Origin of the sequence: Mycobacteroides chelonae, from assembly GCF_016767715.1 — a bacterium.
Lineage (GTDB): Bacteria > Actinomycetota > Actinomycetes > Mycobacteriales > Mycobacteriaceae > Mycobacterium > Mycobacterium gwanakae.
Map to the genome: position 1 here is coordinate 4222626 of NZ_CP050145.1, position 25124 is coordinate 4247749.

Below are 25124 nucleotides of genomic sequence, written 5' to 3' on the forward strand. Positions count from 1 at the left end.
GTTAAAGCAATCCATGCAATCGCAAGTCAGTCGCGTATTTGGCGATGATTGGCGCCGAGACTTGCGGAATGTCGTGACCGGAACCGATCTTGGCCTTTCGCACCGCGGCCTGGAATCGGTCGGCCGGGGCCATGGACCCCCGCGAGGGTTCCGGCGGCTGACCGTCCCAGCCGTGATCCTGCAAGATTTTCAGCATCTGCAACACAGAGCCTTGGCGTTGATGATCCGGCAAAGCGTGCAGGCCGGCCTCAAAGCGCGCCACCCATTCACTGAAATCGCTGACGCGTTCGATCGGGTGGCCGGCCTCGATCAACCAATCGACGTACTCGTCGATTCCGATGCCGTCGTCATGTGGATTCATCACGTGATACGTCTCGAATCCGGTGAACGCTCCGGTAGACGAGCCCGCTGCCTGCCCTCCCAGCTTCGTGATCGCCTCGGCAACGAATTCCACGGGAAGCCCGTCGAAGTGCGCGCGTTGACGATCGCCTTCCTCGGTCAGCCGGTAGACGGAATGGGGCGCAACACCGGTGGCGACAATGCTCAGCACCATTCGGGCGACCGTGTCGGAGGCATTGACCTGGCCCGCGTAACTGGTGCCGACCATGATCATGCCCGAGCGGAACACCGTGACCGGCAAGCCAACCTGCTCGTGGGCTTCACGGAGCAGCACCTCGCCCGCCCATTTGCTGTTGCCATACCCGTTGGCGTAGCTCCCGTCGGAAGGACGGACGGCACTGATGAGCCGGATATCGGCGTCCTCGACAAAGGTTGACTTCTCGATCTCGCGCCCGACGTCTGCCGTCGACACAAACGTGTACGGCTTGAGCTTCGAGGTCAGCGCGAACCGGATCAGCTCCGCCGTGCCGACCACGTTGGGTCCGAACAGCTCGCTGTAGGGCAGAACGCTGTTGACCAGCGCCGCGGAATCGACGATCAGGTCGACGGTCCCGGACAGCCGTTGCCAGGTCTCGTCATCCAGACCGAGGCCCGGCTCGGCCTTGTCGCCGGCGATTACCTGCAGCCGGTCAGCGGCGAGCGCTTCGTAAACCCGGATGAGTTCGGCGTCTCCGCTGTCGAAGGTCTTGTCGAGACGACGTCGAGCATCTTCGTCAGACTTGGCACGCACCAGGCAAATCAGCGTGCCATCAACATCTTCCAGTTCCTTGAGCCATTGCAGCACGAGGTAGCGCCCCAGGAACCCGGTGGCGCCGGTCAGCAGCACCGTCCGCGGACGTGCGTCGGCACGCGGCAGTGCCGGAGCCGCCTGCAGCGTCGCCTCGTCGATGAACTTGTCCAAGGTGAGGTCGCTGGCCCGCACCTCCAACGCGCCGGGTCCGTGCACGGACGCATAGGTCGGCCCGCTGGCTCCGGAGCTTGCGGCGCCGTCCAGATACACGCTGAGACTGCGCACCGACGGGGACTCGAACAGAGTTCGCACCGCCAGCTGGGCATCGAGCGACGTGTTGATCGCGGCAACCACGCGCATCGCGGAGATCGAGTCGCCGCCCAGATCAAAGAACGAATCGTCGGTCCCGACCCGATCGACACCCAGCACCTGGGCGTAGATGCCAGCGACCGCTTCCTCAATCGCATTGGCAGGCGCGCGGTAGCGGGCCCTGTCGTCGTACTCAGGTATCGGAAGGGCACGCTTGTCGAGCTTGCCGTTGACGGTGAGCGGCAACGCCTCCAGCCGTACCACCGCGGCCGGGACCATGTAGGGCGGCAGTCGCTTGGCCAGGGAGCTGCGTAGTTCGGCGGGCTCACCGGCCCCGATGAAGTAACCGACCAGGCGTTTGTCTCCGGGACGGTCCTCACGGGCGATCACGGCCGCCTGCTCTACCCCGTCCAGGTCCGCCAGGGCGGCCTGGATCTCACCGAGTTCGATGCGGAAACCGCGAATCTTGACCTGCTCATCGGCACGGCCCAGGTACTCGAGCTGGCCTCCGGCGACCCAGCGCACCAAGTCCCCGGTGCGATACATGCGCGCCCCCGGCTCCCCGAACGGGCATGCCGTGAACCGCGATGCGGTCAGCCCTGCACGGCCGACATAACCGATGCCGACGCCAAGTCCGGCCACATACAACTCGCCGACCACACCCGGCGGCACCGGACGCATCCACCGGTCCAGGACGAACAGCGCGGCGTCGGGCACCGGAACACCGATCGGCACCACACCCGATCCGGCGATCAACTCGCCGAACGTGGCATAGATGGTGGTCTCGGTCGGACCGTAGCCGTTGATCATCACCCGGCCAGGTGCCCACTTGTCCACCACTTCGGTGGGGCAGGCTTCACCCGCGACAACCAGCGTCATGTTGTCCAGACCTTCCGGGGACAACATTCCGACCGCCGAGGGGGTTTGGAACAGGACGGTGACCTTCTCCCGGATCAGCAGATCACGGAAATCGTCCGGGGACCGCACCACCGAATCCGGAACGATCACCAACCGGCCACCGTGCAGCAGTGCGCCAAAGATCTCCCACACGGTGATGTCGAAGACAAGAGACCCTGCCTGCGTCCACACCTCGCCCGGCCCGGTGGGCATGTGAGTGAGCGGGAACTTAAGGGCCTGAGTCACATTGGCGTGCGCAATGGCCACACCCTTGGGAACACCGGTCGTTCCCGACGTGTAAATCGTGTACGCAATGTCATCGGGTGCCGGGGTGAGCAGCGGCGTATGGCCGTAAATCGCGCCGGTGGGGTCGTCTTCGGCATCATCGAACTGGACGACGGAGACTCCGGATCCGTCAAACCGTGCGCGCAGCTCGGCGGTCGTGACAGCCGCGACCGGCACGGCGTCGGACAGCATGAACTCCAGTCGTGTATCCGGCACCGAGGGATCGATCGGCAGATACGACGCTCCGGTCTTGAGAATCGCGAGGATCGCCACGATCGCGTCGTCGGAGCGCGGCATCAAGAGCGCCACCGACTCACCCGGACCGGCACCATAGATCGCCAGCAGATTCGCCAATCTCGTTGCGGCCTCATCCAACTCGCCATACGTAGTCGAGCGGCCCTCGAACGTCAGCGCCACCGCCTCCGGGGCACGATTGACCTGCTCGGCGAACGACTCCGGAATGGACAGCACCGGCTCCGGCCCCCGCGCCAGCACCTTGCGATTGCCCCAGCCATCAAGCTGTTGGTGCTCGCTGGCCTTCAGCACATCGAGTGCCGAGAGCCGTTGCGAGGCATCGGCAACCATCGACGTCAGCACCCGCTCGAACCGCTCGAATATAGCCTCGATCTGGGCCGCATCGAACTTGTCGGTGTCGAATTCGACGCGAATTCCCAACTCATGACCGGGTAAAGCCATCACCGACAGCGGGTAGTGGTTGTACTCGCGCGTGACGAACTCGGTGATCGCCAACTCCTGCACACCCGTGAACGCGCTGGTGTCAATCGGATAGCTCTCGTACAGGAAGAGGGTGTCGAACAATTGCTCGTGGCCCGCGATGTGGTGAATCTCGTTGAGGGCCAGATGCTCATGCTCGATGGTGTCGTTGTGGGCACTCTGCAACTGCGCCAACAGCTCTGAGACTGTGGTGGTCGCGGTGGCGCGCGCCCGCACCGGCACCGTGTTGATGAGCAGACCCACGATCGAGTCGGACCCGGCCAGCTCGGCGGGCCGGCCCGAAACCGCCGTACCGAATGCGACGTCGTGCTGTCCGGTCACCACCATGAGCAGCTGCGCCCAGGCGGCCTGCAGCACCGTGCTGATCGTGGTGTGCTGCGACCGCGCGAGATCGGCGAGGGCCTGCGTGGTCTCAGCCGACACCCGATAGGACTCGATGCCTCTGGCACCCGGAGGCGCGGGCGGTGCGACGAGCGTGGGAGTGTCGAAGCCCTCCAACACCGTGCCCCAAGCCGAGCGCGCTGCGTCACGATCCTGTTCTGCCAGCCAGCTCACGAAATTGCGGTATGAGGACGGCGCCGGGAGCCGATGCCCGAAGTAGCTCGCGAAGATCTCCTGCAACAGGATCGGCAACGACCAGCCGTCGATGACGACGTGGTGGAAGGTCAGCACGAACCGGTGCTTGTTCCCTTGGGTGCGAATCAGCGCCGCGCGCAACGTCGGTCGATCGGCAAGGTCGCAGACCGCGGCACGCTCGGCGGCGCAGAGCCGCTGAATCTCTTCCGGGAGTCAGATCGTCCCCACGAAGGTCGAGGTATCGCCATGCGATGACCGGATCGGCAAGAATCACCTGTACCGGATCTCCGTACTGAGTGCAGAACCGGGCCGCCAGGTTGGGGTGACGGCGCACCACTGAGTGCACCGCGTCGCGGAGCCTGAGCTGATCGACCAGACCGGTCACCGTGATGTCGAGCTGCACCGCATAGAAGTCGACTCCAGCTGCCTCGTCCTCCAGTACGCCGGCCGCACGGGCGAAGGTGGTGTGGAAGAGCAGACCCTGCTGTATCGGTGTCAGCGGGAGCACGTCAACGATGTTGTGCTGTTCGTGCAGCTCATCGATCTGCAGTTGGCTCAACTGTGCGGGCGCGATATCGGACGGGGTCAATCCGCCGCCGCCGTTGCGGACATACGCGCAGATTCCGGCGAGTGCCTCGAACCACAGCTGACTCAGCCGCTGCACCTGGGGCTCAGTGACCGACGAGGGCGCCCACGTCCACCCGGCCCGCAGATGCGCGCCGGATTCGTCACCAAGTCCACCCTCCACGATTCCGGCATTGAGATCCACCGTGTACATCAGCGGCATCGACACCGAAGACGCCACGCTGGTCGAGGTCAAGCTGTCCTCGTTGATCCGCCACAGGTCGTCCCCGAGATCGGCTGCCCCGGCACCGAGGCGCCCGAGATAGTTGAACCCGATGACCGGCTCCGGCGCGGCCAGATCCACATCGCGGTTCAGGTAGCGCAGCAGCCCATAGGTCAACGGATCGGGAAGTGCGCGCAGTTGCTCCTTGGCGCCCTTGATGATTGGCCCCAATTCGGCAGCTCCACCGGCAACTTCCTGCCAGGACAGACCCCGTACGCTCAACGCCACCGGGTACTTGGTGGTGAACCAGCCGACGGTACGCGACAGATCGACATCGTCAGCCAGCTCTTCGTGACGCCCATGACCCTCGACGCCGATGCCGACCGAATCCACATTCGAATCCAGGAATTCGTTCCACGCCAGCCCGAAAGCGATCAGCAGGATGTCTTGCACGCCAGCGTGAAACGCCGCCGGGACCTCACTGAGCAACTCGCGGGTGGTCTCGGCGTCGAGCGATACCGACAACGTCTTGGCAGTGGCGTAGGTGTCCAGCTCGGGCAGCACGGCAGGTAATGGCGCGGGAACCGCGGTCACCTCTCGCCAGGTGTCGGCCGTTGCGAGCACGTCGTCCGAATGTGCGTGCGCGTCGAGCAGCGACGCCCAGCGGGCGAACGAGGTCCCTCCGGTCGGCAACTCTACCGGTTGCCCGCCATGGTGCTGCGCCCAGGCGATGTTCAAGTCTTCCAAAAGAATTCGCCACGACACACCGTCAACGGCCAGGTGGTGAATCATCAGGGCCAGCTGCCGGGTCTCGGGGATCCAGACCGCACTCAGCTCAGCGCCCGCGGCCGGATTCAGCTGCGCGCGGGCCGCCACCAACTCTGCATCGGACAAGGTCTCGGCGACACGCAGGCAATCACGCGCGTTCACCGCCCCCTTCTCCGGGACGGTCAGCGACCACACGTCGGCATCGGGAGCATCGCTGTCCTCGGCACGCAACCGCAGGGTGGCATGCCGGTCCAGCAGCGCCTGCAGCACGACGACGACGTCGTCCTCGGTCACCCCGGCGGGAGCCTGCAGCACGATCGTCTGATTGAACTGGTCGGTGGGACCTTGTACGCCGTGCAACCAGTGCATGATCGGCGTAGCCGACACCGGGCCGATGCCCTCGTCGACGACTCCGGACTGGCCGTCCGAGAGCACGGCCACCGCCGCTACCCCACTGACGGTCTGTTCGACGAAGATGTCGCGTGGCCGGCACACCACCCCGGCCGCCCGCGCCCGCGACACCACCTGCATCGACAGGATGCTGTCGCCACCGAGATCGAAGAACGACTCGTCGACGCCCACGCGATCGACTCCGAGAACCTGGGCGTAGATATCGGCCAGGATCTTCTCGACAGGTCCGGTCGGTGCGCGGTAATCCGTACCGACACTGCGATATTCGGGTGCGGGAAGAGCACGCTTGTCCAGCTTGCCGTTCACTGTCAGGGGCAGCGTCTCCAGCACCACCACTGCGGCCGGAACCATGTACGCCGGGAGCCTTTCGGCCAGTGCGGTGCGCGCCTCCACCGGGTCGGCGCTCCCCATGATGTAGCCGACAAGGCGCTTGTCGCCGGGACGGTCCTCGCGGGCGATCACCACCGCCTGCTCGACTCCATCCAGGCGGGCCAGTGCCGCCTGGATCTCACCCAGCTCGATGCGATACCCGCGGATCTTCACCTGCTCATCGGCGCGGCCCAGGTACTGCAGCTGGCCGTCCTCACCCCACTGCACCAAATCTCCGGTGCGATACATCCGCGAGCCCGGCCCACCGAACGGGCAGGCGAGGAACCGCGATGCGGTCAGTCCCGAGCGATGCGCATAACCGGGCGCGACGCCGTTGCCTGCGACGTAAAGTTCGCCGACCACGCCCTCGGGCGCGGGCCGCAGCCACTTGTCCAGCACGAACAGCGCCGCCCCGGGCACCGGCGAACCGATCGGTGCCACATCCGAACCCGGCCTCAGCGGTCCACTCATCGCCGCGTAAATCGTGGCCTCGGTCGGGCCATAGGCGTTGATCATCGTTCGTCCGCTGGTGGCCCATCGATCCACCAGTTCGGTCGGGCAGGCTTCACCGGCGACGATGAGCGTCGTCGACTCCAACCGCTCAGGCGACAACATCCCTGCGGCCGAAGGTGTCTGGCACAGGACGCTGACCTTCTCGCTGATCAACAGCTCGTGCAGCTCATCCGGTGAGGACGCGATCGATTCCGGGACCACCACCAGACGTCCGCCGTGCAGTAGCGCGCCCCAGATCTCCCACACCGAAACGTCGAAGACCAACGAATGCCATTGCGACCAAACCTGGCCGGGTCCGGCCGGCAGATCCGCGCGCACCGCGTCCACCAACTGGGTGACGTTGTGGTGGGTGACCGCAACCGCTTTGGGAACCCCGGTCGTGCCCGAGGTATAGGTCATGTACGCAAGGTCATCGGGCTCCGGGGCGGGGAGCGCGGAACTGGGCTGGCCGTCGATCAGGGGATCGTCGATCTCAGTGACCCGCACATCGAGTCCATCGAATCGCGAGCTCAAGTCGGCCGTGGTGAGAACCGCCACCGGTTCGGCGTCCGACACCATGAACTTGATGCGCTCGTCCGGATGGGCAGGGTCGATGGGCAGATAGGCAGCACCCGTCTTCAGCACCGCCAACAGCCCGATGATCGCCTCGCCCGAGCGCGGAACCAGCAGTCCCACAACCTCTCCCGGGCCGACTCCATTGCCCGCCAACAGATGGGCGATGCGGTTGGTGACCTGATCCAGGTCGCGATAGGTCCAGGACCTGTCCCCGCATACCAGCGCGACGGTCTCCGGCGCGCGCTCCACCTGGACCGCGAACAGCACCGGGATCGCGACGGGTTCGGCGGTGGGCTCGGTGAGCACCGCGCGGTTACCCCATTCGTCGAGCCGGTCGTGATCGTCGTCGTCGAGAAGATCCATCGACAACAAAGTCCGGGTGGGATCGGCGCTCATGCGGGCTCCTTCTTGTTCCCTTTGACATCGGATGTCATGGCCTCCAGCACACGCTGGAACCTCTTGACCAACTTTCCAATTCGGACGGCGTTGAAGACGTCAGTGTCAAATTCGACGCGGAGTCCCAGCTCGTGGCCCGGTGTGGCTTGCACCGCGAGCGGGTAGTGGTTGTACTCACGATTACTGAACCCGGTAATGGACAACTCGTGCACACGCGATAGTGCCGCCGTGTCGATCGGGTAGTTCTCGTAGACGAACATAGTGTCGAACAGCTGATCGTGCCCGACAGCATGGTGAATCTCGTTGAGCGCCAGGTGCTGATGCTCCAGCGTGTCTCCGTAGGCGCCCTGCAGTTGGTTCAACAGGTCTGCGATGGTGGTGGTCGGCGTGATGGTCGCGCGGACCGGCACGGTGTTGATCAACAAACCGACCATCGATTCGGCGCCGACGAGATCGCTGGGCCTGCCCGACACCGCGGTGCCGAACGCGACATCGTTTTGGCCTGTGAGCCACATCAGCAGCTGCGCCCATGCGGCCTGCAACACCGTACTGACCGTGGTGCGGCAGGAGCGTGCGAGTTCACCGAGTGCCTGTGTGGTCTCAGCGGACACCTCGAAGGACTCCACCCCGCGCCGACCCAGCACTATCCGGCCGGGCGGACCGACGAGCGTCGGGGTCTCAAAACCTTCGAACACCTCACGCCAGGCCGACCGTGCGCTGCTGTTGTCCTGTGCGGCCAGCCAGGTGACGAACCGGCGGTACGACACCGGCGCCGGAAGCCGCTCGCCGAAGTAGCTGGCGAAGATCTCTTGCAGCAGGATCGGCTTGGACCACCCATCGAGCACGATGTGGTGATTGGTCAGCACGAACCGGTACTGGTCCTCCCCGGTTCGGGCCAGCGCGGCCCGGAAAGCCGGTTGTCCGGCGAGGTCGCAGACCGCAGCTCGCTCTGCGGCGGAGAGCCGGTCGACCTGTTGCTCCACGTCCAGGCCACCGTCCGCGTCGAACTCGACGTACTGCCACGCGAGTTCGGGAGCGGCGGGAATGAGCTGTATCGGTTCGCCGAATTCCTCGTAGAACGTGGCAACGACGTTCGGGCGCCGCTTGATCGCGGTGTGCACGGCCTCCTGGAGCCGCTTCGGATCGAGCGGGCCGCTCAGAGCGACATCGAGCTGCACCGCGTAGAGATCGTCACTGCCGTCCATCGCTTCCGGTGCCAGATTGGAGTGGAACAACAGCCCCTGCTGCAGCGGCGTCAGCGGCAGCACATCGGCGATCTGATACTGCTCGTGCAGCTGGTCGATCTGTGACTGACTCAGTCGCGCCGGAGCGACATCGGACGGAGTCAGTCCGCCGCCACCGGTGCGCACATGCGAGCAGATCCCGGCCAACGCGTCGAACCAGAGCCGGCTGATCCGGTCAACCTGGTCGTGACTCAACGCCGAAAGCGCCCACGTCCATGTCGCGTGCAAGCGACCCGAGTCGGGCCCGGCACCTTCCATCACGCCGGCATTGAGTTCGACGGTGTGCCCCAACGGAGTTGGGACCGAGGTCGCCGCGGCCGTGATCGACACCCCATCCGGGTCTATCCGCCAGAGATCCTCGGACAGATCTGCACCGCCGGCGCCGAGACGGCCCAGGTAGTTGAACCCGATCGCCGGGTCCGGTCCCCCGACGCCTGCGTCGGGGTTCAGGTACCGCAAGAGTCCGTAGGTCAGTCCGTCCGGCAACGCGCGCAGTTGTTCCTTGGCGTCCTTGAGGATTGGCGCCAGTGCGGAGTCACCGGCCACCACGAGCGCCCAGGACAGCTCACCCACTGCCAACGAGACCGGGTACTTACTGGTGAACCAGCCGACGGTGCGGGACAGATCCGCATCGCCCGCGAACTCTTCCTGCCGACCGTGGCCCTCGACGTCGATGCCGATCGGGGCTCCACCCGAGCCGAGGAACTCGTTCCACGCCAAGGCGAAAGCGATCAGCAAGATGTCCTGGACCCCGGCGTGGTACGCCGCGGGCACCTCTCCCAGCAGTTCCCGGGTGAGATCGGCGTCCAGCGATACCGACAACTGTCCCGCGCTGGCATAGGTGTCCATCGTGGGGTGCGCCGCGGGCAACGCGGCCGGGATCGCCTCTACCTGGCGCCAGGCGTCGGCCAACGCCACCACGTCGGCGGCGCGTGCGTGCTGGTCGAGCAGTGTCGCCCACCGGGCAAATGATGTTCCTCCCGGCGGCAGTTCCACCGGCTGTCCACCGTGATGCTGTGCCCAGCCAATGTTGAGGTCTTCCAACAAGATGCGCCATGACACCGCATCCACCGCCAGGTGGTGAACGATCAGCACCAGCCGACTGCTGCCGCGCTCCCACAATGCGCTCAGCATCGAACCGGTGGCAGGATTCAGCCGCGACCGCGCCTGACGCAGCGCCTCATCGGTAAGCACGTCCACGGTAAGCAGGCACTCGCGTGCGTCTACCGTCCCTGCCTCCGGAACCAGAAGCGACCATTCGCCGTCGCTGTCTTCGGCGCGCAGCCTCAAGGTGGCGTGTCGATCCAACAGGGCTTGCAGCACGGTGACCACGTCGTCGTCGGCCACTCCCGCGGGGGCCTGCAGCACCACGGTTTGGTTGAACTCGTCGACCTTGCCGCCGAGCCCATGCAGCCACCGGATGATCGGCGTGGCCACCACCGGGCCTGTGCCCGCGTCGACAACAGCCGTCTCGCCATCGGCGAACACCGCGACCTGAGCCAGCCGCGAGACGGTCTGCTCGACGAAGATGTCACGCGGCCGCAGCAGCAGACCGGCGGCGCGCGCACGGGCAACCACCTGCATCGACGAAATGCTGTCTCCGCCAAGGTCGAAGAATGAATCGTCGACGCCGATCTGTTCGACACCGAGCACTTGCGCGTAGATGCCGGCCAGGATCTCCTCAACAGCATCCTCGGGCGCCCGATAGTGGTCGGCGTCCTGATACTCCGGTGCCGGTAGCGCCCGGGTGTCGAGCTTGCCGTTGACTGTCAACGGCATGGCGCCCAGGACCACGACGGCCGCCGGAACCATGTAGGCGGGCAGTCGCTCGGCCAGCACCGCGCGCACCGCGGCGGGATCCAGGCTCCCCTTGGTTGATTCGGTGATGTAACCCACCAGCCGCTTATCGCCGGGGCGGTCCTCGCGCGCGATCACCGCTGCCTGATCCACGCCTTCCACACGGGCCAGTGCCGCGTGTACCTCACCAAGTTCGATGCGGTACCCACGGATTTTCACCTGCTTGTCGGCGCGTCCCACATACCGCAGCTGACCGTCTTCGCCCCACTGCACCAGGTCGCCGGTGCGGTACATCCGCGAGCCGGGCGCCCCGAACGGGCATGCGACGAAACGTGTTGTCGTCAGGTCCGAACGCCCCAGGTATCCACTCGCCTGGCCGGACCCCGCCACGTACAGCTCACCGACCACACCCACCGGCACCTGCCGGAGCCAGCCATCCAGCACGAAGAAGGCCAGATGCTCCAGCGGCACGCCGATCGGGCTGCTGTTGCTATCGACGTCTCCGCTCCCGATCTCGCGGAACGATGCGTGCACCGTCGTCTCGGTGATGCCGTACATGTTGATCATCCGGGGGAGCCCCGGATGGCTGTCGAACCAGGGCGAAAGACGCTGCGGTTCAAGTGCCTCGCCGCCGAAGACCACCGTCTGCAGCTTGAGCTGCTGTCCCACTTCCGGTTGCATCGCATCGGCGGTTTGCAACGCGTAGAAGGCCGAAGGAGTTTGGCTCAGGACGCTGACTTGTTCACTGACAAGCATGGCGTGCAGATCTTCAGGGGAACGGACAACCGCGTCGGGCACGATGAGCAGCCGGCCCCCGTACAGCAGCGCGCCCCAGATTTCCCATACCGAGTAGTCGAACGCCAGGGAGTGGCATTGCGTCCAGACCTGTCCCAGATCCAGTTCTGCGTCAAGCGATTCCAGCAGCTGTGCGACGTTGCGATGGGTAACCGCCACGCCCTTGGGCGCGCCGGTGGTTCCCGAGGTGTAGATGATGTAGGCGATGTCGTCGACAGCGGGGACGGGCAACGCCACGTCGGATTGCCGATCCACGGCGGGATCGTTGATATCGATGGCGGGTATCCCGGACGCGCCCAGTCGCGGCAGCAAGTCCGCCGTCGTGACGGCGGCGATCGGCGCCGCATCGCCCAGCACGAACTCCACCCGGGAATCCGGATGTGCGGGGTCGATAGGTAGATATGCCGCGCCGGTCTTCAGTACGGCCAAGATCGCCGCGATCGCCTCCCCGGTACGGGGGAGCAACAGCGCCACCCGCTCACCTGGGCGGGCTCCACGGCTGACCAGGTGATTCGCCAGCCTGTTGGCGGTCGCATCCAATTCGCCATAGCTCCAGGAACGTTCACCACAGGTGATCGCGATTGCTTCCGGCGCCCGTATCACCTGTGCGGCAAAGAGTTCTGGGATCGACGTCAATGCCAGTTCCGGGCGGGTCAACACCGCGCGGTTACCCCACGCATCCAACCGGTCATGCTCGCCGGCATCGAGCAGGTCGATCGAAGACAGCCGGGTGGCCGGGTCCGCGATCATGGCCGCCAGCACCTGACGGAACCTGTCAACGATGATCTCGATCGTCGCCAATTCGAATACATCGGTATCGAATTCGACCCGCAAGCCCAGCTCATGGCCCGGCATGGCCACAACCGACAACGGATAATGGTTGTATTCGCGGCTGCTGAAGTCGGTGATGGCCAACTCCTGCACACCCAGCTGTGCGCCGACGTCGATCGGGTAATTCTCGTACACGAACAGCGTGTCGAAGAGCCTGTCGAGGCCGATCGCGTGGTGAATCTCGTTGAGCGCCAGGTGCTCGTGCTCCACGGTGTCGTTGTGGGCACGTTGCAACTGATCCAGCAGATCTGCAACAGTGCTGGCCGCGTTGATGTTTGCCCGCACCGGCACCGTGTTGATCAACAGACCGACCATTGATTCCGCGCCAGCGAGGTCGCTTGGCCTGCCCGACACCGCAGTGCCGAATGCGACATCGTGCTGCCCGGTCAACCAGGTCAGCACCTGCGCCCACGCGGCCTGCAGCACTGTGTTCACGGTGGTGCGCTGCGCACGTGCCAATTCGGACAGTGCGCGGGATATCTGCTCCGAAATCCGATACGACTCCGAGCCCCTGCGACCCGATGAGGCAAGCGAACCAACCAGCGTCGGGGTCTCGAAACCGTCGAGTGCCACACCCCATGCTCTTTGCGCCGCAACGCGATCCTGCGCTGCCAACCAGGTGACGAAGTTTCGGTACGGCGCAGGCGACGGTAGACGCTGCCCGTAATAGGCACCGAATATCTCCTGCAGCAGGATGGGCAGCGACCAGCCATCGATCACGATGTGGTGAGCGGTCAGCACCAGCCGATGCCGGCTTTCCGCGGGGCCACCGAGCCCGGAGATGAGCGTCGCCCGAAAAACCGGCTCGGTGAAGATCCGGCAGACCGCCGCACGTTCGGCCGCACACAGCTGCTCGACTTGCTGATCGACATCGCCAACCAATTCGGCATGCTGCCAAGCGATCACAGGCTCTGCAGGGATGACCTGTACCGGCTCCCCATACTCCTCGCTGAAGCGGGCGGCCAGATTCGGGTGGCGTTTCACCACCGCGTACACCGCATCACGCAAGCGGCTCGCGTTCAGGGGACCTGTGACTGTGAGCCCCAACTGCACCGAGTAGACGTCGTCCTCGACGGAATCCCCGGTGGCCTCAGCAAATCCCGCCTGGAACAGCAGGCCTTGCTGCAGCGGGGTAAGCGGCAGCACGTCGGCAACTTCGTACTGCTGCACCAACGCGTCGATCTGCTGCTGAGTCAAGCGTGCAGGCACCAGATCAGACGGCGTCAGGCCGCCTCCGCCGGAACGCACATGAGCGCAGATCCCGCTGAGAGCCTCGAACCACAACCGACTGAGACGTGCGGCCTGTGCGTCGTCCAAAGCCGAAGGCGCCCAGGTCCAATTGGCCCGAAGTTCTGGTCCGGACTCGGCGTCCGAATTTGTCTCGACGATCCCGGCGTTGAGCTCCACCGAGTGGGCCAATGGCATCGAAATGGCCGCAGCCACATCGGTCATCGACAGGCTCTCGTGGCTTATCCGCCAGAAGTCCTCGGAGAGGTCAGCCGCTCCCGCACCCAGGCGCCCGAGATAGTTGAACCCGATTGTCGGCTCCGACCCGGTCAGCCCGATATCGGCGTTCAGATAACGCAGCAAACCATAGGTCAGCCCATCTGGCAGCGCACGCAGCTGCTCCTTGGCCGCCTTGATCACCTGACCGAGGGCCGACTCGCCCGCTGTCACCTGCGCCCACGACAGCTCCCCTACCGCCAAGGCCGCCGGGTACTTGGTGGTGAACCACCCGACGGTGCGCGACAGGTCGATGCGACGGTGCACGGCTTCGCCGATTTCTTCCTGGCGCCCGTGCCCCTCGATGTCGAACGCGATCGGCGCGCCCCCGGCGCCCAGGAACTCGTTCCAGGCCAGCCCGAAGGCGATGAGCAGAATGTCTTGCACCCCAGCATGAAACGCCGCGGGTACCTCGCCCAGCAGATGCCGAGTGGTCTCGGCATCCAATGACAAGGACAGACGTCCAGCGTTGGCGTACGTGTCGGTGGCCGGCTGAACCGCGGGCACGTATGCAGGCGCGGTCAGCACCTCTTTCCACACATCGGCCTGCGCCACCACGTCCGTGGACCGCGCGTGTTCGGAGAGCAGTGAAGACCAGCGGGCAAAAGACGTTCCACCGGCCGGTAGCACCACATCGGCTCCACTGTGATGCTGCGCCCACGCGATATTCAAGTCTTCCAACAGAATTCGCCACGAAACACCGTCGACAGCCAGGTGGTGAATCACCAGCACCAGCTGCTTGGTGTCGGGAATCCACGCCGCGCTGAGCATCGTTCCGGTGGCCGGGTTCAGCCGAGAACGTACCGCCACCAACGTTTCATCCGATAACGCGTCAACGACGCGTAGGCAGTCGCGGGCGTCTATCGCCCCCGCCTCCGGGACGAGCAGCGACCATTCGCCATCGTTGTCCGTGGCACGCAACCGCAGGGTGGGGTGGCGATCCAGCAATGCCTGCAATACCGAAACCACGTCGTCCTCAGACACGGCCGCGGGTGCCTGAACCACGAGTGTCTGGTTGAACTCGTCGATCGCGCCCGCCGAATCCTGCACACCGCGCAGCCAGTGCATGATCGGCGTGACTTCTACGGGTCCGAGACCCTCGTCCACCACATCGGCTTCGCCACCGGAGATTTCGACGACAGCGGCCAGCCGCGACACCGTCTGTTCGATGAAGACATCGCGCGGTCGGCACAGCACACCCGCCGCCCGGGCGCGCGCGACCACCTGCATCGAGAGGATGCTGTCGCCGCCCAGATCGAAGAAGGAGTCGTCGACGCCGACACGATCGACACCGAGCACCTGGGCGTAGACGTCGACCAGAATTTCCTCGACGGCGGTGGCGGGGGCGCGGTAGTCGGCCCCCAGTCCGCCATATTCGGGAGTCGGCAATGCGCGGGTGTCTAATTTGTTGTTGGACGTCAAAGGCAATGTCTCAAGCACCACCACCGCCGCGGGAACCATGTAGGGCGGAAGGCGTTTCGCCAAGGTGCTGCGCGCTTCGGCGGGGTCGACGGTCCCGGTGACGTAGCCGACGAGACGTTTGTCTCCTGGCCGGTCTTCCCGGACGATCGCGGCGGCATGGTCCACTCCGTCGAGTGCGCTCAACGCCGCTTGGACTTCACCGAGTTCAATACGGTATCCGCGAATCTTGACCTGCTCATCGGCCCGGCCCAGATACTGCAGTTGTCCGTCGTCGCCCCACGAGACCAGGTCCCCGGTGCGATACATGCGGGTACCGGGCTGCCCGAAGGGGCATGCCACAAAGCGGGAGGCCGTCAGATCGGAACGACCGATGTATCCGGAGGCGACGCCCTCACCGGCCACATACAGTTCTCCGACGACGCCGGCAGGCACCGGTTGCATCCACGTGTCCAACACGAAGAGCGCCGCGCCGGGTACCGGCGCGCCAATGGGGACGGCGGAATCCGGCGCCCCTGCCACCAGCGGCGCACTGATCGCCACGCACATCGTGGTCTCGGTCGGACCGTACGCGTTGATCATCACCCGCCCGGGAGCCCACCGCTCCACGACCGAGGCAGGGCACGCCTCACCGACCACCGCAAGCGCCGTGGACTCCAGGCCTTCCGGGGAAAGCATGGCCACAGCCGACGGAGTCTGCGTAAGTACGGTGACCTGTTCGGCGACCAGCACGTCGTGGAAGTCTGCGGGTGAGCCCGTGATCGATTCGGGGACGACCACAAGCCGGCCACCGCGCAGCAACGGCCCCCAGATCTCCCATACCGAAACGTCGAACGCCAGAGAATGGCACAGGGGCCATACGCCAGGGTTTGGTAGTCCGGCATCGAGCGACGACATCAGCTGGGTGACGTTGTGGTGAGTGACCGCCACGCCTTTGGGCGCTCCCGTGGTTCCCGAGGTGTAAATGATGTAAGCGATGTCATCTGGTCGAGCACCCGGCGCGGGAGCCGAGGGCTCCGTCTCGGCAGCGGAGGGGTCAAGGTCGATGATCGGCAGATCGAAGACGTCCAGTCGCGCCCTGAGTCCGGCTGTGGTGATCGCGGCCGCCGGCGCCGCATCGCCGACGATGAACTCGAGCCGCGACGCGGGTACCGCGGGGTCAATAGGCAGATATGCCGCCCCGGCCTTCAATACGGCGAGTATGCCGATGACCGCCTGAGCAGAGCGGTCCGACAGCAGGACCACGCGGTCGCCGGGACCCACGCCTTGCGATACAAGCTGACCCGACAGCGCATCGGCGGCCTCGTCCAGCTCTCGGTACGTCAGAGTGTGCGCACCGAAGGTCAGCGCCGGAGCCTCGGGATCGGCGGCCACCTGGGAGGAGAACAGTTCGGGAATCGATACACGCGTGGCAAGCGGCCCCGCGAGAACCGCACTGTTGCCAACCTCAGCCAAGCTCGTGAGCTCGTCGTTGACCAGGGAATTCAGAGAGGAGAGCCGCCGATCAGGATCGGCCGCCATCTCCGATAAGAGCCGCTGCAACCGCTCCGTGAGGTTCGGCACTCCGAACTTAGAGAACGGCAGTCCGTCGCCCGAGGTGCTCAGGAGTAGTTGGTCGCTGGCTCCGATAAAGAAGAGTCCAAAGTGCCCCATGGGGCCGTGGTTGGTGTACGTCGCCGTGGCGGGCACACCAGCGAGGTCCAAGGTGAGTCTCATGGGGATGAAGTTGATGGCGACGCGATTTCCCGCCTGCCGGGGGCCCCGGAGACCGAATTCGCCGCCGTCCAGGACATGCGCCGGGAATCGTTGATGCTTGAGCAGTTCGCGAATGCGCACATCAACGTGCTGGCAGAATTCGGCGACCGTGGACTCCGGCGGGGCACTGAGTACCAGCGGCACCACGCCGGCCAGCATCCCCGGAAGCGTCTTTGACTCGGGACGGACACGGCGGCTAACCGGGAAGTCCAGCGCCACTTCCGACCCGCTGGTGGACCACCCGCGCACCAACAACGCACAGGCGGCTGTGATAACCGAGTACCGGCGAACACGCAAAGCCTTTGTCAAGTCTTTGATTTCGCCGACTACCGCGTCATCGATCTGAACCGACGCTGTCGGTGTGTAGCCCTCATGGCCCTCATGGGCATGGGGCGGGCGGGGGTCGAGGCCACTGTCCGGCGGAAGGTTACGGCTCCAGTACTCCCGATCCTCTGCATAGTCGGTGGAGGCTTCGTACTCCGCCTCCAGCTCGACCAGATCCTGCAGGGTGCCGAAGTAGGCGTCGGGAATCGGATCCCCCGCGACCAGCGCGGAGTAGATCGATGCGATTCGGCGGCTCACGATCGCCATGCCCAAGCCGTCCAAGTTGATGTGATGGCACAGCCCGAACATGTAGTACTGATCGTCGGCCGTCCGGATCAACGCGAATTTCAGCAGTTGGTCGGTCAAAGGCATCAATGTGCGTTGGATCGACGAGGCGATCTGGCGAGCGTGCTCGACAGGATCTTCTGAATCACGGACGTCATGGAAGTCCAACACGAGTTCCGAATGGTCAATCGCCCTCTGAACGATCTGACCATTGACCTCAAGGAAGGCGGCCCGCGCAGGTTCGGCTTCATTGATTGCCTGGCGGACGGCTTGCTCAAGTAGAACTCGTTCTACTTTTCCTTCGATTCGAACCAAAAGGCCAAGCTGCCACTCCGCACCGACGAGACCGCTTTCCTGGGAAAGCCAGATATCCAATTGTCCGCGCGAAAGCGGTAATGCCCCGTCTTCAGACTCCAACATTCGCCTACCCCCTCTCCGAAGGTTCAGCGCCCAAGACCCCCACCCTGCGCCAATCTCTCGCGCAGGCTCTTCGGCCGGATATCGGTCCAGTTTTGTTCGATGTACTCCAGGCAGGCGGCACGGTCCGCTTCACCAAATACAACCCGCCAGCCATCAGGCACATCGGCGAAAGCCGGCCATAGGCTGTGCTGCTCCTCGTCGTTGACCAAGACGAAAAAGCTTCCCTTGTCATCATCGAATGGATTGATGCTCACGCTTTCTCCAGGTTGCTTCGGTGGACATCGCAAACATACGGCTGAATTTATAGCGGCGTAGCGGGTTTCACAAAGTTCTAATCTTCGCAACTTTGACACATCGTTGCTTACTACCGCAACTAATTAGCCACAATATCGGTATGAATGTATTTATCCAGGTCAAGTATGGTTAGATAGATCTCTAGTTGTTGCGATGAACGCGCATATGAGTATACCAAGTCTGAGCACGCCACGTGAGGCGAGCGCAGGGCCGTCAGCGAGAGCAATCAAGTGACCACCGGTTCGCCTATCGTCCAGCAAAGTATGATACTAGAACTGGAGGCGCACGTTACCTAATATTGAGGCTTGCTGCGCATCTTAATCAAGTAACTTGAAGAAGTAGCCCACAGCTCAATATTTGGATGTTTTTCGAGTTCAGGTAACAGATCGGGCCATTCCGTTACATTGCGCGCTGCGCCGAGAGTGTTACAACCTGGGGCGTATCAAATGAACTCGCCGCGACCTGAATTCTGATTCAGCCGAGAACTGATGGGGCAGAAGCCGCCCTAGCAACAGAATGTGACGGAGTATCGGGTACCTGGAAGTAAATGTGGTGACAAACCACTACGAATTAAGTTCTCGTCTATAAGAAATACCGAAGATATCCATGGCGGTTTGGCCACCTCAGTGGCTCCAGTCGGTGCTGCAACAAATTCCACGAAAAACATTGTTATGCGCGCGTCGCCAGAAATGTCCTGTGGCCACGAAGATCGTCCATACCCGCACCGTTTACACCGAGCACAGCATCCTCACAGCCTTCCTCGTCGCACATCGCCAAAAGTGTGCGGAAGCCGCCCGCGAGACCGCTTTGACCAACGGTGAGAGCGCCCGAGAAGACGATATTTTCATGCGGAACACGAAGCCCCGGCCCATGGCGAGCCCGCTACCGAAATAGTTCAGTCGTCGAGGTGCTCGGGACGGGCTTGCGTTCCCTCGATGGGCGACGATCCGGCTGGCATCAGCATGACAAACACCGGTAGTCGCACCACGGCACCGTTGAGGATCGGCAGCCGGATCGCGACGGAAACGACCTCCAGCTCCAGACGCTTACCCCGCCGAGTCTCCATCTCCAAGCGCCCGGGTAACTGCCTGGGCGTCGCGAGCCAGTCCAGACCGCGCTCTATCGACTCGACGACGTTCATGCTTTGACTATACCCACTCGACGATGAAAATCCTTGTCGGAAGACGAATCTGCCGCAAGGCCTATGCCTTGGTGAAGCTGTACATCCGATACTCCACCGCTCCCCCGCTCCGTAGGTCCTCGTAAGCACGCTGAGCCGGCGCAAACCTGCGAACCAACCCGCGCAAGAGTCTGGGCGTAGCGCGATCGATCACGTACCGCCAGCGCTCCAGGTTCTTCTCCATCCCGCGCCGGACCTCGACATTGATCCCCCGCTCGGACACCATCCGTAGCGGCGCGTTCGCGAGCGCCACCTTCCACCCAGCGACATCCTGAGCGCTGCGCGCATCTGCGTAGAGAAAATGTCCGCCCGGACGAAGCACGCGCGCCACCTCGGTGAGAAACACCGGAAATTGGGGATACAGGTGCGACGACTCGATATTGATCACCGCATCGAAGGACTGATCGGTGAATGGCAGGTTCTGCGCATCTCCGTGCGTGAACTCCAGGCCCGGAAGATTGTGCCGTTTGCGACAGAACTCGATCCCGTCCGGATTGAGATCCAGCCCCGTGTAGGACATCGGATGCAATGTGCGTACGAGGTAGGAAGCTCCGCCGCCGTGGCCACAACCGACCTCCAGCACCCGCCTACCGTCGAGCTCCGTCTGGGTAGCGGTGCTGTGGTAGAGCTGAATGGAATACCGATCGGGCTCATCGGAAGCCGACAACGGGACATCCATCGCCGGATCCTCTTCGTAGCCGTAATTGAGGAACACGACGTTCTCTGTTTCGAGCTTACGGGTGGCATGCCGGTAGATGAACTTCTGCACCGCCTGAGTGAACTGAGCGTTCAGCTTGAAGATGACCCAATCTCGCGACTTCCGAACCGGATGACTGCGCACCATAGACGAATTATGGCAGAGTTCTGAGTTTCAGGCTGGCTTATCGAACTCCGAACTGCCTTGCGACAGTTGGAGAACCAGAGATAATGACTCAGTTATTCGGTCCACCAACGCGACAACGACTGAAGGGCCAGGAACGGAATGAAGTTTGCGCTGGCGTGCTACGGCACTCGCGGCGACGTCGAGCCCTCCGTCAGCGTCGGATGCGAGCTGACCCGACGAGGACACGACGTCTGCGTGGCTGTCCCCCCGGACCTCGTCACCTTCGCGGAGTCGGCTGGACTGGCCGCGGTTCCCTATGGCCCGGAACTACAGGATTTCCTACAGGACGAGTTCCTCCGGAATTTCTGGACTCAGTTGGTACGCAACCCCGTCGGCACGCTGCGTGAGCTTTGGGCGCCGATTGCCCGGTACTGGAGTGACACCAGCGCGACGCTCACCTCGGTGACAGACGGGGCTGATCTGTTGTCGACAGGACTCAACTTCGAGCAATCGGCCGCCAACGTGGCCGAGTATTTCGACATCCCCCTGATGATGCTGCACCACTTCCCGATGCGACCCAACGGTCAACTGCTTCCGATGCTTCCGGCACCGCTCGTACGATCGGGCGGAATGCTCTCCGAATGGCTGCTGTGGCGCGCCACGAAGGACGCCGAGGACACGCAGCGACGCGAGCTCGGCTTACCTGAGGCCACCGGACCCTCGCCGCGTCGGATCGCCCGCAGCGCAGCCATCGAAATACAAGCCTACGACGCGGTCTCCGTTCCCGGACTGGCCAATGAGTGGGCGAAATGGAATGGCAAGCGGCCTTTCGTCGGCGCCCTCACGATGGGGTTATCTACCACCGCCGACCATGAGGTGGCGTCCTGGATCGCCGCAGGGAAACCGCCGATCTGCTTCGCCACCGGCAGCATTCCGCTCGAATCACCGGCCGGCACCATCGAGGTGATTAGTTCTGCGTGTGCGGAACTGGGTGAGCGGGCGCTTGTCTGCGCCGGCGGTACCGATTTCGGTGACATCGTCCAACCCGACCATGTCAAGGTCGTGGGCGCCGTCAACTACTCGGCGGTCTTCGCCGCCAGCCGAGCCGTTGTTCATCACGGAGGTTCGGGCACCACGGCCGCGAGTCTGCGAGCCGGTACCCCGACGCTGATTCTGTGGAGCACGGCCGATCAGCCGTACTGGGGAAACCAGCTCGGCAGGTTGAAAGTCGGTGCTGCTCGCCGGTTCTCGGCGACCAATCGAAAAACACTGGTGGCCGATCTGCGTCGTATCCTGGCGCCCGAGTACGCGGTGGCCGCCCGAGAGTTGGCTACTCGGATGACCAGCCCCGAGGAAAGCGTCACCAAGGCCGCAGATCTCTTCGAGGCCGCCGCCCGCGGTAAGGCAAGTAAGAAATGACCATTACTGCGGTGGTTTGATAATCAGACCCTGGCCGGTCGGCAAGGCCACGATGTATACGCCCAAATCGCGCGCCACCTCATCCATGGCAATACGCTGTTCGTCGCGACCGCGATTCGCGTAGTCGTCCAGGAGCACAAATGCTCCTGGTGAAAGTCGCGGCCAGAAGTATCGCAATGTCGCGACTTCGGGTGGTGCGCAGTTCATGTCGATATGCAGGAATGCCACCGCATCGGCATGGACTTCCTCAAGCGTTTCCGGAACTGCTCCAGCGATAACGCGCTGGTTCTTCCACTGCGCAAAGTTCGCCTTGACGCTGTCCACGGAGCTCACGTACATGCCGTTGCGTACGAGTTCCTCGCTCTTCTCAAGCGCCCCCGAGTCGCGTTCACCCGCGCTGACGAAGCGCGGGTCGAGTCCGGCGAAGGTGTCGAGGAGATAAAAGGTCTTCCCCAGTCGATCCCAATCGAGGTACTCCATGATGGCGCTGCTCAAAAAGCCGTAGCTGACGCCACATTCGACGAAGTCACCCTTCACCTTGCTCGCACTGGCAGCCGCCCACAGCCCGACATGTACGCGCCAATGCCACTGATACCAGTCGGTGCCACCGAGCGCGCGGACACCGCGCTGGTATGCACGCTGGAACGCCGGGTCATCGAGGAATGCGTGATTATTGAAACAAATCAGCGCATCGTTCGAATAGACGTTGGGCAGGAGCGTGCGCGCAAGCCAATATTCCTTGCGAACCGCCCACAGCCAAATACGGGTACGGAGCGTTAGCTCATCTGCCACAGCGGAAACGATAGCATCCGCCTTCAGGTTGGAGATGAGAAAAGCGCGTGGCGAATCGATTCAACCACGTCGAATAGCTATGGCTCACAAGCTGATCGATGCCATATCCGGCCCTCACACCGCATCACGCTCCACCGGCGCCGCTGACGCGGTGTCTACCTCTGCGGGACGTTTTCGGTTCAGTCGAGACTTCAGCGAGATCGCTTGCTTTTCCACCACAAACCAACTGAAGGCCGCTAGCGGCACGGTGGCCGCCGTGGCAATAGCGAAGAACAGCAACAGATTCAGACTACCCAGTCCCATGACGACCAGTAGCTGTTGCACGGGATAGGCATAGATGTACGTACCGTAGGACAGGTCGTTGCGCAGGTTCAGTCGTGGATTGTGGATGAGCGAGCCCGACACTATGACCGCATACGCCAACGGCAAAGCCGCGATATCCCGATAGTTCTCCAACAGTCCGGAAGCCAGCACGATCACGACGCTCACCGCAACGAGCGACCAGCGCGCGGGAATGACGTCTTTGTACTGGTTCAGCAGGGCTCCTGCCGCGAACATGACAGCGAACCGTGCCACCATCTGCGCGATAGAAGTCGCCGCGAAGACCGGGTACGAGAGATACGCCGTGGCACAAAGGAATAGCACGAAGGCCGCGGGAACAACCCATCGCCGCTTCAGGAGTCCGACGACGCCCAGCACTGCCACCGCGATGTAGCAGATCATCTCGAAGACAAGCGTCCAGATTGACCCGTTCCACACGCCCGGCCATGGGACACCGCGCGGGGTGCCATCGACACCGGCGTAGTACACGTTCAGCAGACCATTGTTGATGACGTACTCGACCGGCTTGTGCGAGGAGAACAACGCCGAGACCGAGCCGCCCTGGATGAGGACACTGATGGGGGCTATGACGAACGCGATGATCAGTAGACACACCCACAGCCCCGGGAAGATGCGAAGGCCACGGGCAATCGCGAAGTCACGAAGCTTGGGTTTGCGCAGCCAACTCGCGGTGATGAGAAAGCCCGATATCGCAAAGAAACCGTCGACGCCGACCTGCTCGATGAGTTGCTCGAATGGGCGATAGGTGATCGTTCGACCGGTCAGCGGCCAGGAGTGCCAGAAGATGACGCTGACCGCCAGGATCAACCGCCATGCGTTAAGCGCATTGTTTCTCGGGTCGAATACCTGGCCGAGCGTCGAGTTTCTCGCTAGCCTCGGCCCCTCCGGCCCACTCACGCGGAACACCTCGAGCGAGCGAACTGCTCCATGGCATCAGCGGCGGCCTCCGCGCTCTCACCCGGTTTGGTCATTCCGTTGGCGAGCTCGCGAGCCCGGTCAACGTAGTCCGGTGCAAGAATCTGGCGCAGATCCGCAATCAGAGATTCTCGCGTGGTGGTCGAAAAACGCCGCGTGGTACCCACTTTCAGCTTCTTTATCTGTCCACCCCAAAGCGTCTGATTGGCATCCATCGACAAGATCAACGTGGGGACCCCGGCGCGCAGGCTTGCCGCGGTGGTGCCGGACCCCCCGTGATGCACGATCGCCCGGCAGGCCGGAAAGACCGTCGCATAGTTGACTGCTCCCACGACCTTCACGTGGTCGGGAAGCTGCGCATCGCTGAAGTCTGTCCATCCCGCGCCTATCAAGGCCCGCTCTCCCAGCTCCGCGCACGCCGAGCCGATCATCTCGAGTGCGGCAGTGGGGGATTCGACCGGCATACTGCCAAATCCGAAGAAGATTGGCGGCGTCCCGTCAGCGATCCATGAGGCGACGTCACCGTCGGCCTCGGCGGTCAACGCCATGGTCAGCGAGCCGACAAACGGCCGCAAGCCATCCCATTCCTTCCACTCCTCGGCCAGGCCGGGAAAACAGACCTCGTCATAGCCCTGGATCTCCAGGGAGCCGCGCTCGGCGATCCGCTGAGGCGACGGCCGTGAGGCCTTGGGTAGGCCGAGCTCACGCCGCTGCGTGTCCTCCACCTTCTTATTCAGGCGCCAAGCAAACCAGTCGAACGCTGTCATCGCCGCACGCCCCAACCGGGAAGGCAGGATGGTGACAAGCTGACCATTCGGCCGCATCGGGATGTGATGAAGTGTGACCAATGGAATGTCATGGTATTCAGCGACATTCGCAGCGGGCTCCTGGTAGCTCTGGCCCGCGAACAACACATCGGCATCCTGGGCCGCGGACATCAGCGTGGTGTTCATCTGCGCCCAGCATTCGTCGCTGAGCTCCCACATCTGACGCCACATCGTCCGAATCTCCCCCACCTTCCAGAAGGTGTGGAAGAAGAACGTCCAGAAATTGCGATACACGTCCAGCCAGGTCTTCGTATCCAACCCGTAGGAAACGGTCTCCAGACCAGCCGACTCCGTGAAGCCGATCAGGTCGGGCGGCACAGCCATGACCACATCGTGTCCCCTGCGCTGTAACTCACGAGCCACGACAACAGAGGGCTCGACATCACCCCGGGTTCCGTAGCTCGCCAGCACAAACTTCATCGCCTCTAA

At 63.4% G+C, this 25124-nt stretch carries 8 protein-coding genes and 1 pseudogene; 1 reads left to right on the forward strand and 8 read right to left on the reverse strand.

Features of this window, described 5'->3' with window-relative positions; all coding sequences use genetic code 11:
• Position 1: 1 nt before the first annotated feature.
• From HBA99_RS20935 to mtf2, 5 genes and pseudogenes are all read right to left on the reverse strand, one after another.
• Positions 2-7730: pseudogene (locus HBA99_RS20935) on the reverse strand (non-ribosomal peptide synthetase).
• The gene (locus HBA99_RS20940; RefSeq protein ID WP_420901997.1) at positions 7727-18100 is read right to left on the reverse strand and encodes an amino acid adenylation domain-containing protein; all 10374 of its coding nucleotides are present in this window, start codon (positions 18098-18100) and stop codon (positions 7727-7729) included. Before HBA99_RS20940 ends, HBA99_RS20935 begins: the two are co-directional and overlap by 4 nt.
• Before the next feature lie 26 nt (positions 18101-18126).
• Positions 18127-18357 carry an MbtH family protein gene (locus HBA99_RS20945; protein ID WP_005062145.1) on the reverse strand — a complete coding sequence of 77 codons (231 nt, stop codon included), beginning with the start codon at positions 18355-18357 and terminating at the stop codon, positions 18127-18129.
• 935 nt (positions 18358-19292) lie between these two features.
• Positions 19293-19538, reverse strand: coding sequence for a hypothetical protein (locus HBA99_RS20950; RefSeq protein ID WP_030096380.1), 246 nt, complete (start codon positions 19536-19538; stop codon positions 19293-19295).
• 61 nt (positions 19539-19599) lie between these two features.
• The gene (gene mtf2, locus HBA99_RS20955) at positions 19600-20379 is read right to left on the reverse strand and encodes a fatty-acid O-methyltransferase Mtf2 (protein ID WP_070933359.1); all 780 of its coding nucleotides are present in this window, start codon (positions 20377-20379) and stop codon (positions 19600-19602) included.
• 180 nt (positions 20380-20559) lie between these two features.
• Between mtf2 and HBA99_RS20960 the strand changes: the two genes are divergently transcribed.
• A complete protein-coding gene (locus HBA99_RS20960; protein WP_070952011.1) occupies positions 20560-21819 on the forward strand; it encodes a glycosyltransferase in 1260 nt (419 codons plus the stop codon).
• A gap of 3 nt (positions 21820-21822) precedes the next feature.
• On the opposite strand, the gene HBA99_RS20965 is transcribed toward HBA99_RS20960, so the two are convergent.
• From HBA99_RS20965 to HBA99_RS20975, 3 genes are all read right to left on the reverse strand, one after another.
• Positions 21823-22611 carry a TylF/MycF/NovP-related O-methyltransferase gene (locus HBA99_RS20965; RefSeq protein WP_030096377.1) on the reverse strand — a complete coding sequence of 263 codons (789 nt, stop codon included), beginning with the start codon at positions 22609-22611 and terminating at the stop codon, positions 21823-21825.
• Between the two features lie 114 nt (positions 22612-22725).
• Positions 22726-23850, reverse strand: coding sequence for an acyltransferase family protein (locus tag HBA99_RS20970; protein WP_109492816.1), 1125 nt, complete (start codon positions 23848-23850; stop codon positions 22726-22728).
• Positions 23847-25115, reverse strand: coding sequence for a glycosyltransferase (locus HBA99_RS20975; RefSeq protein ID WP_070952010.1), 1269 nt, complete (start codon positions 25113-25115; stop codon positions 23847-23849). Before HBA99_RS20975 ends, HBA99_RS20970 begins: the two co-directional genes overlap by 4 nt.
• Positions 25116-25124: the final 9 nt, after the last annotated feature.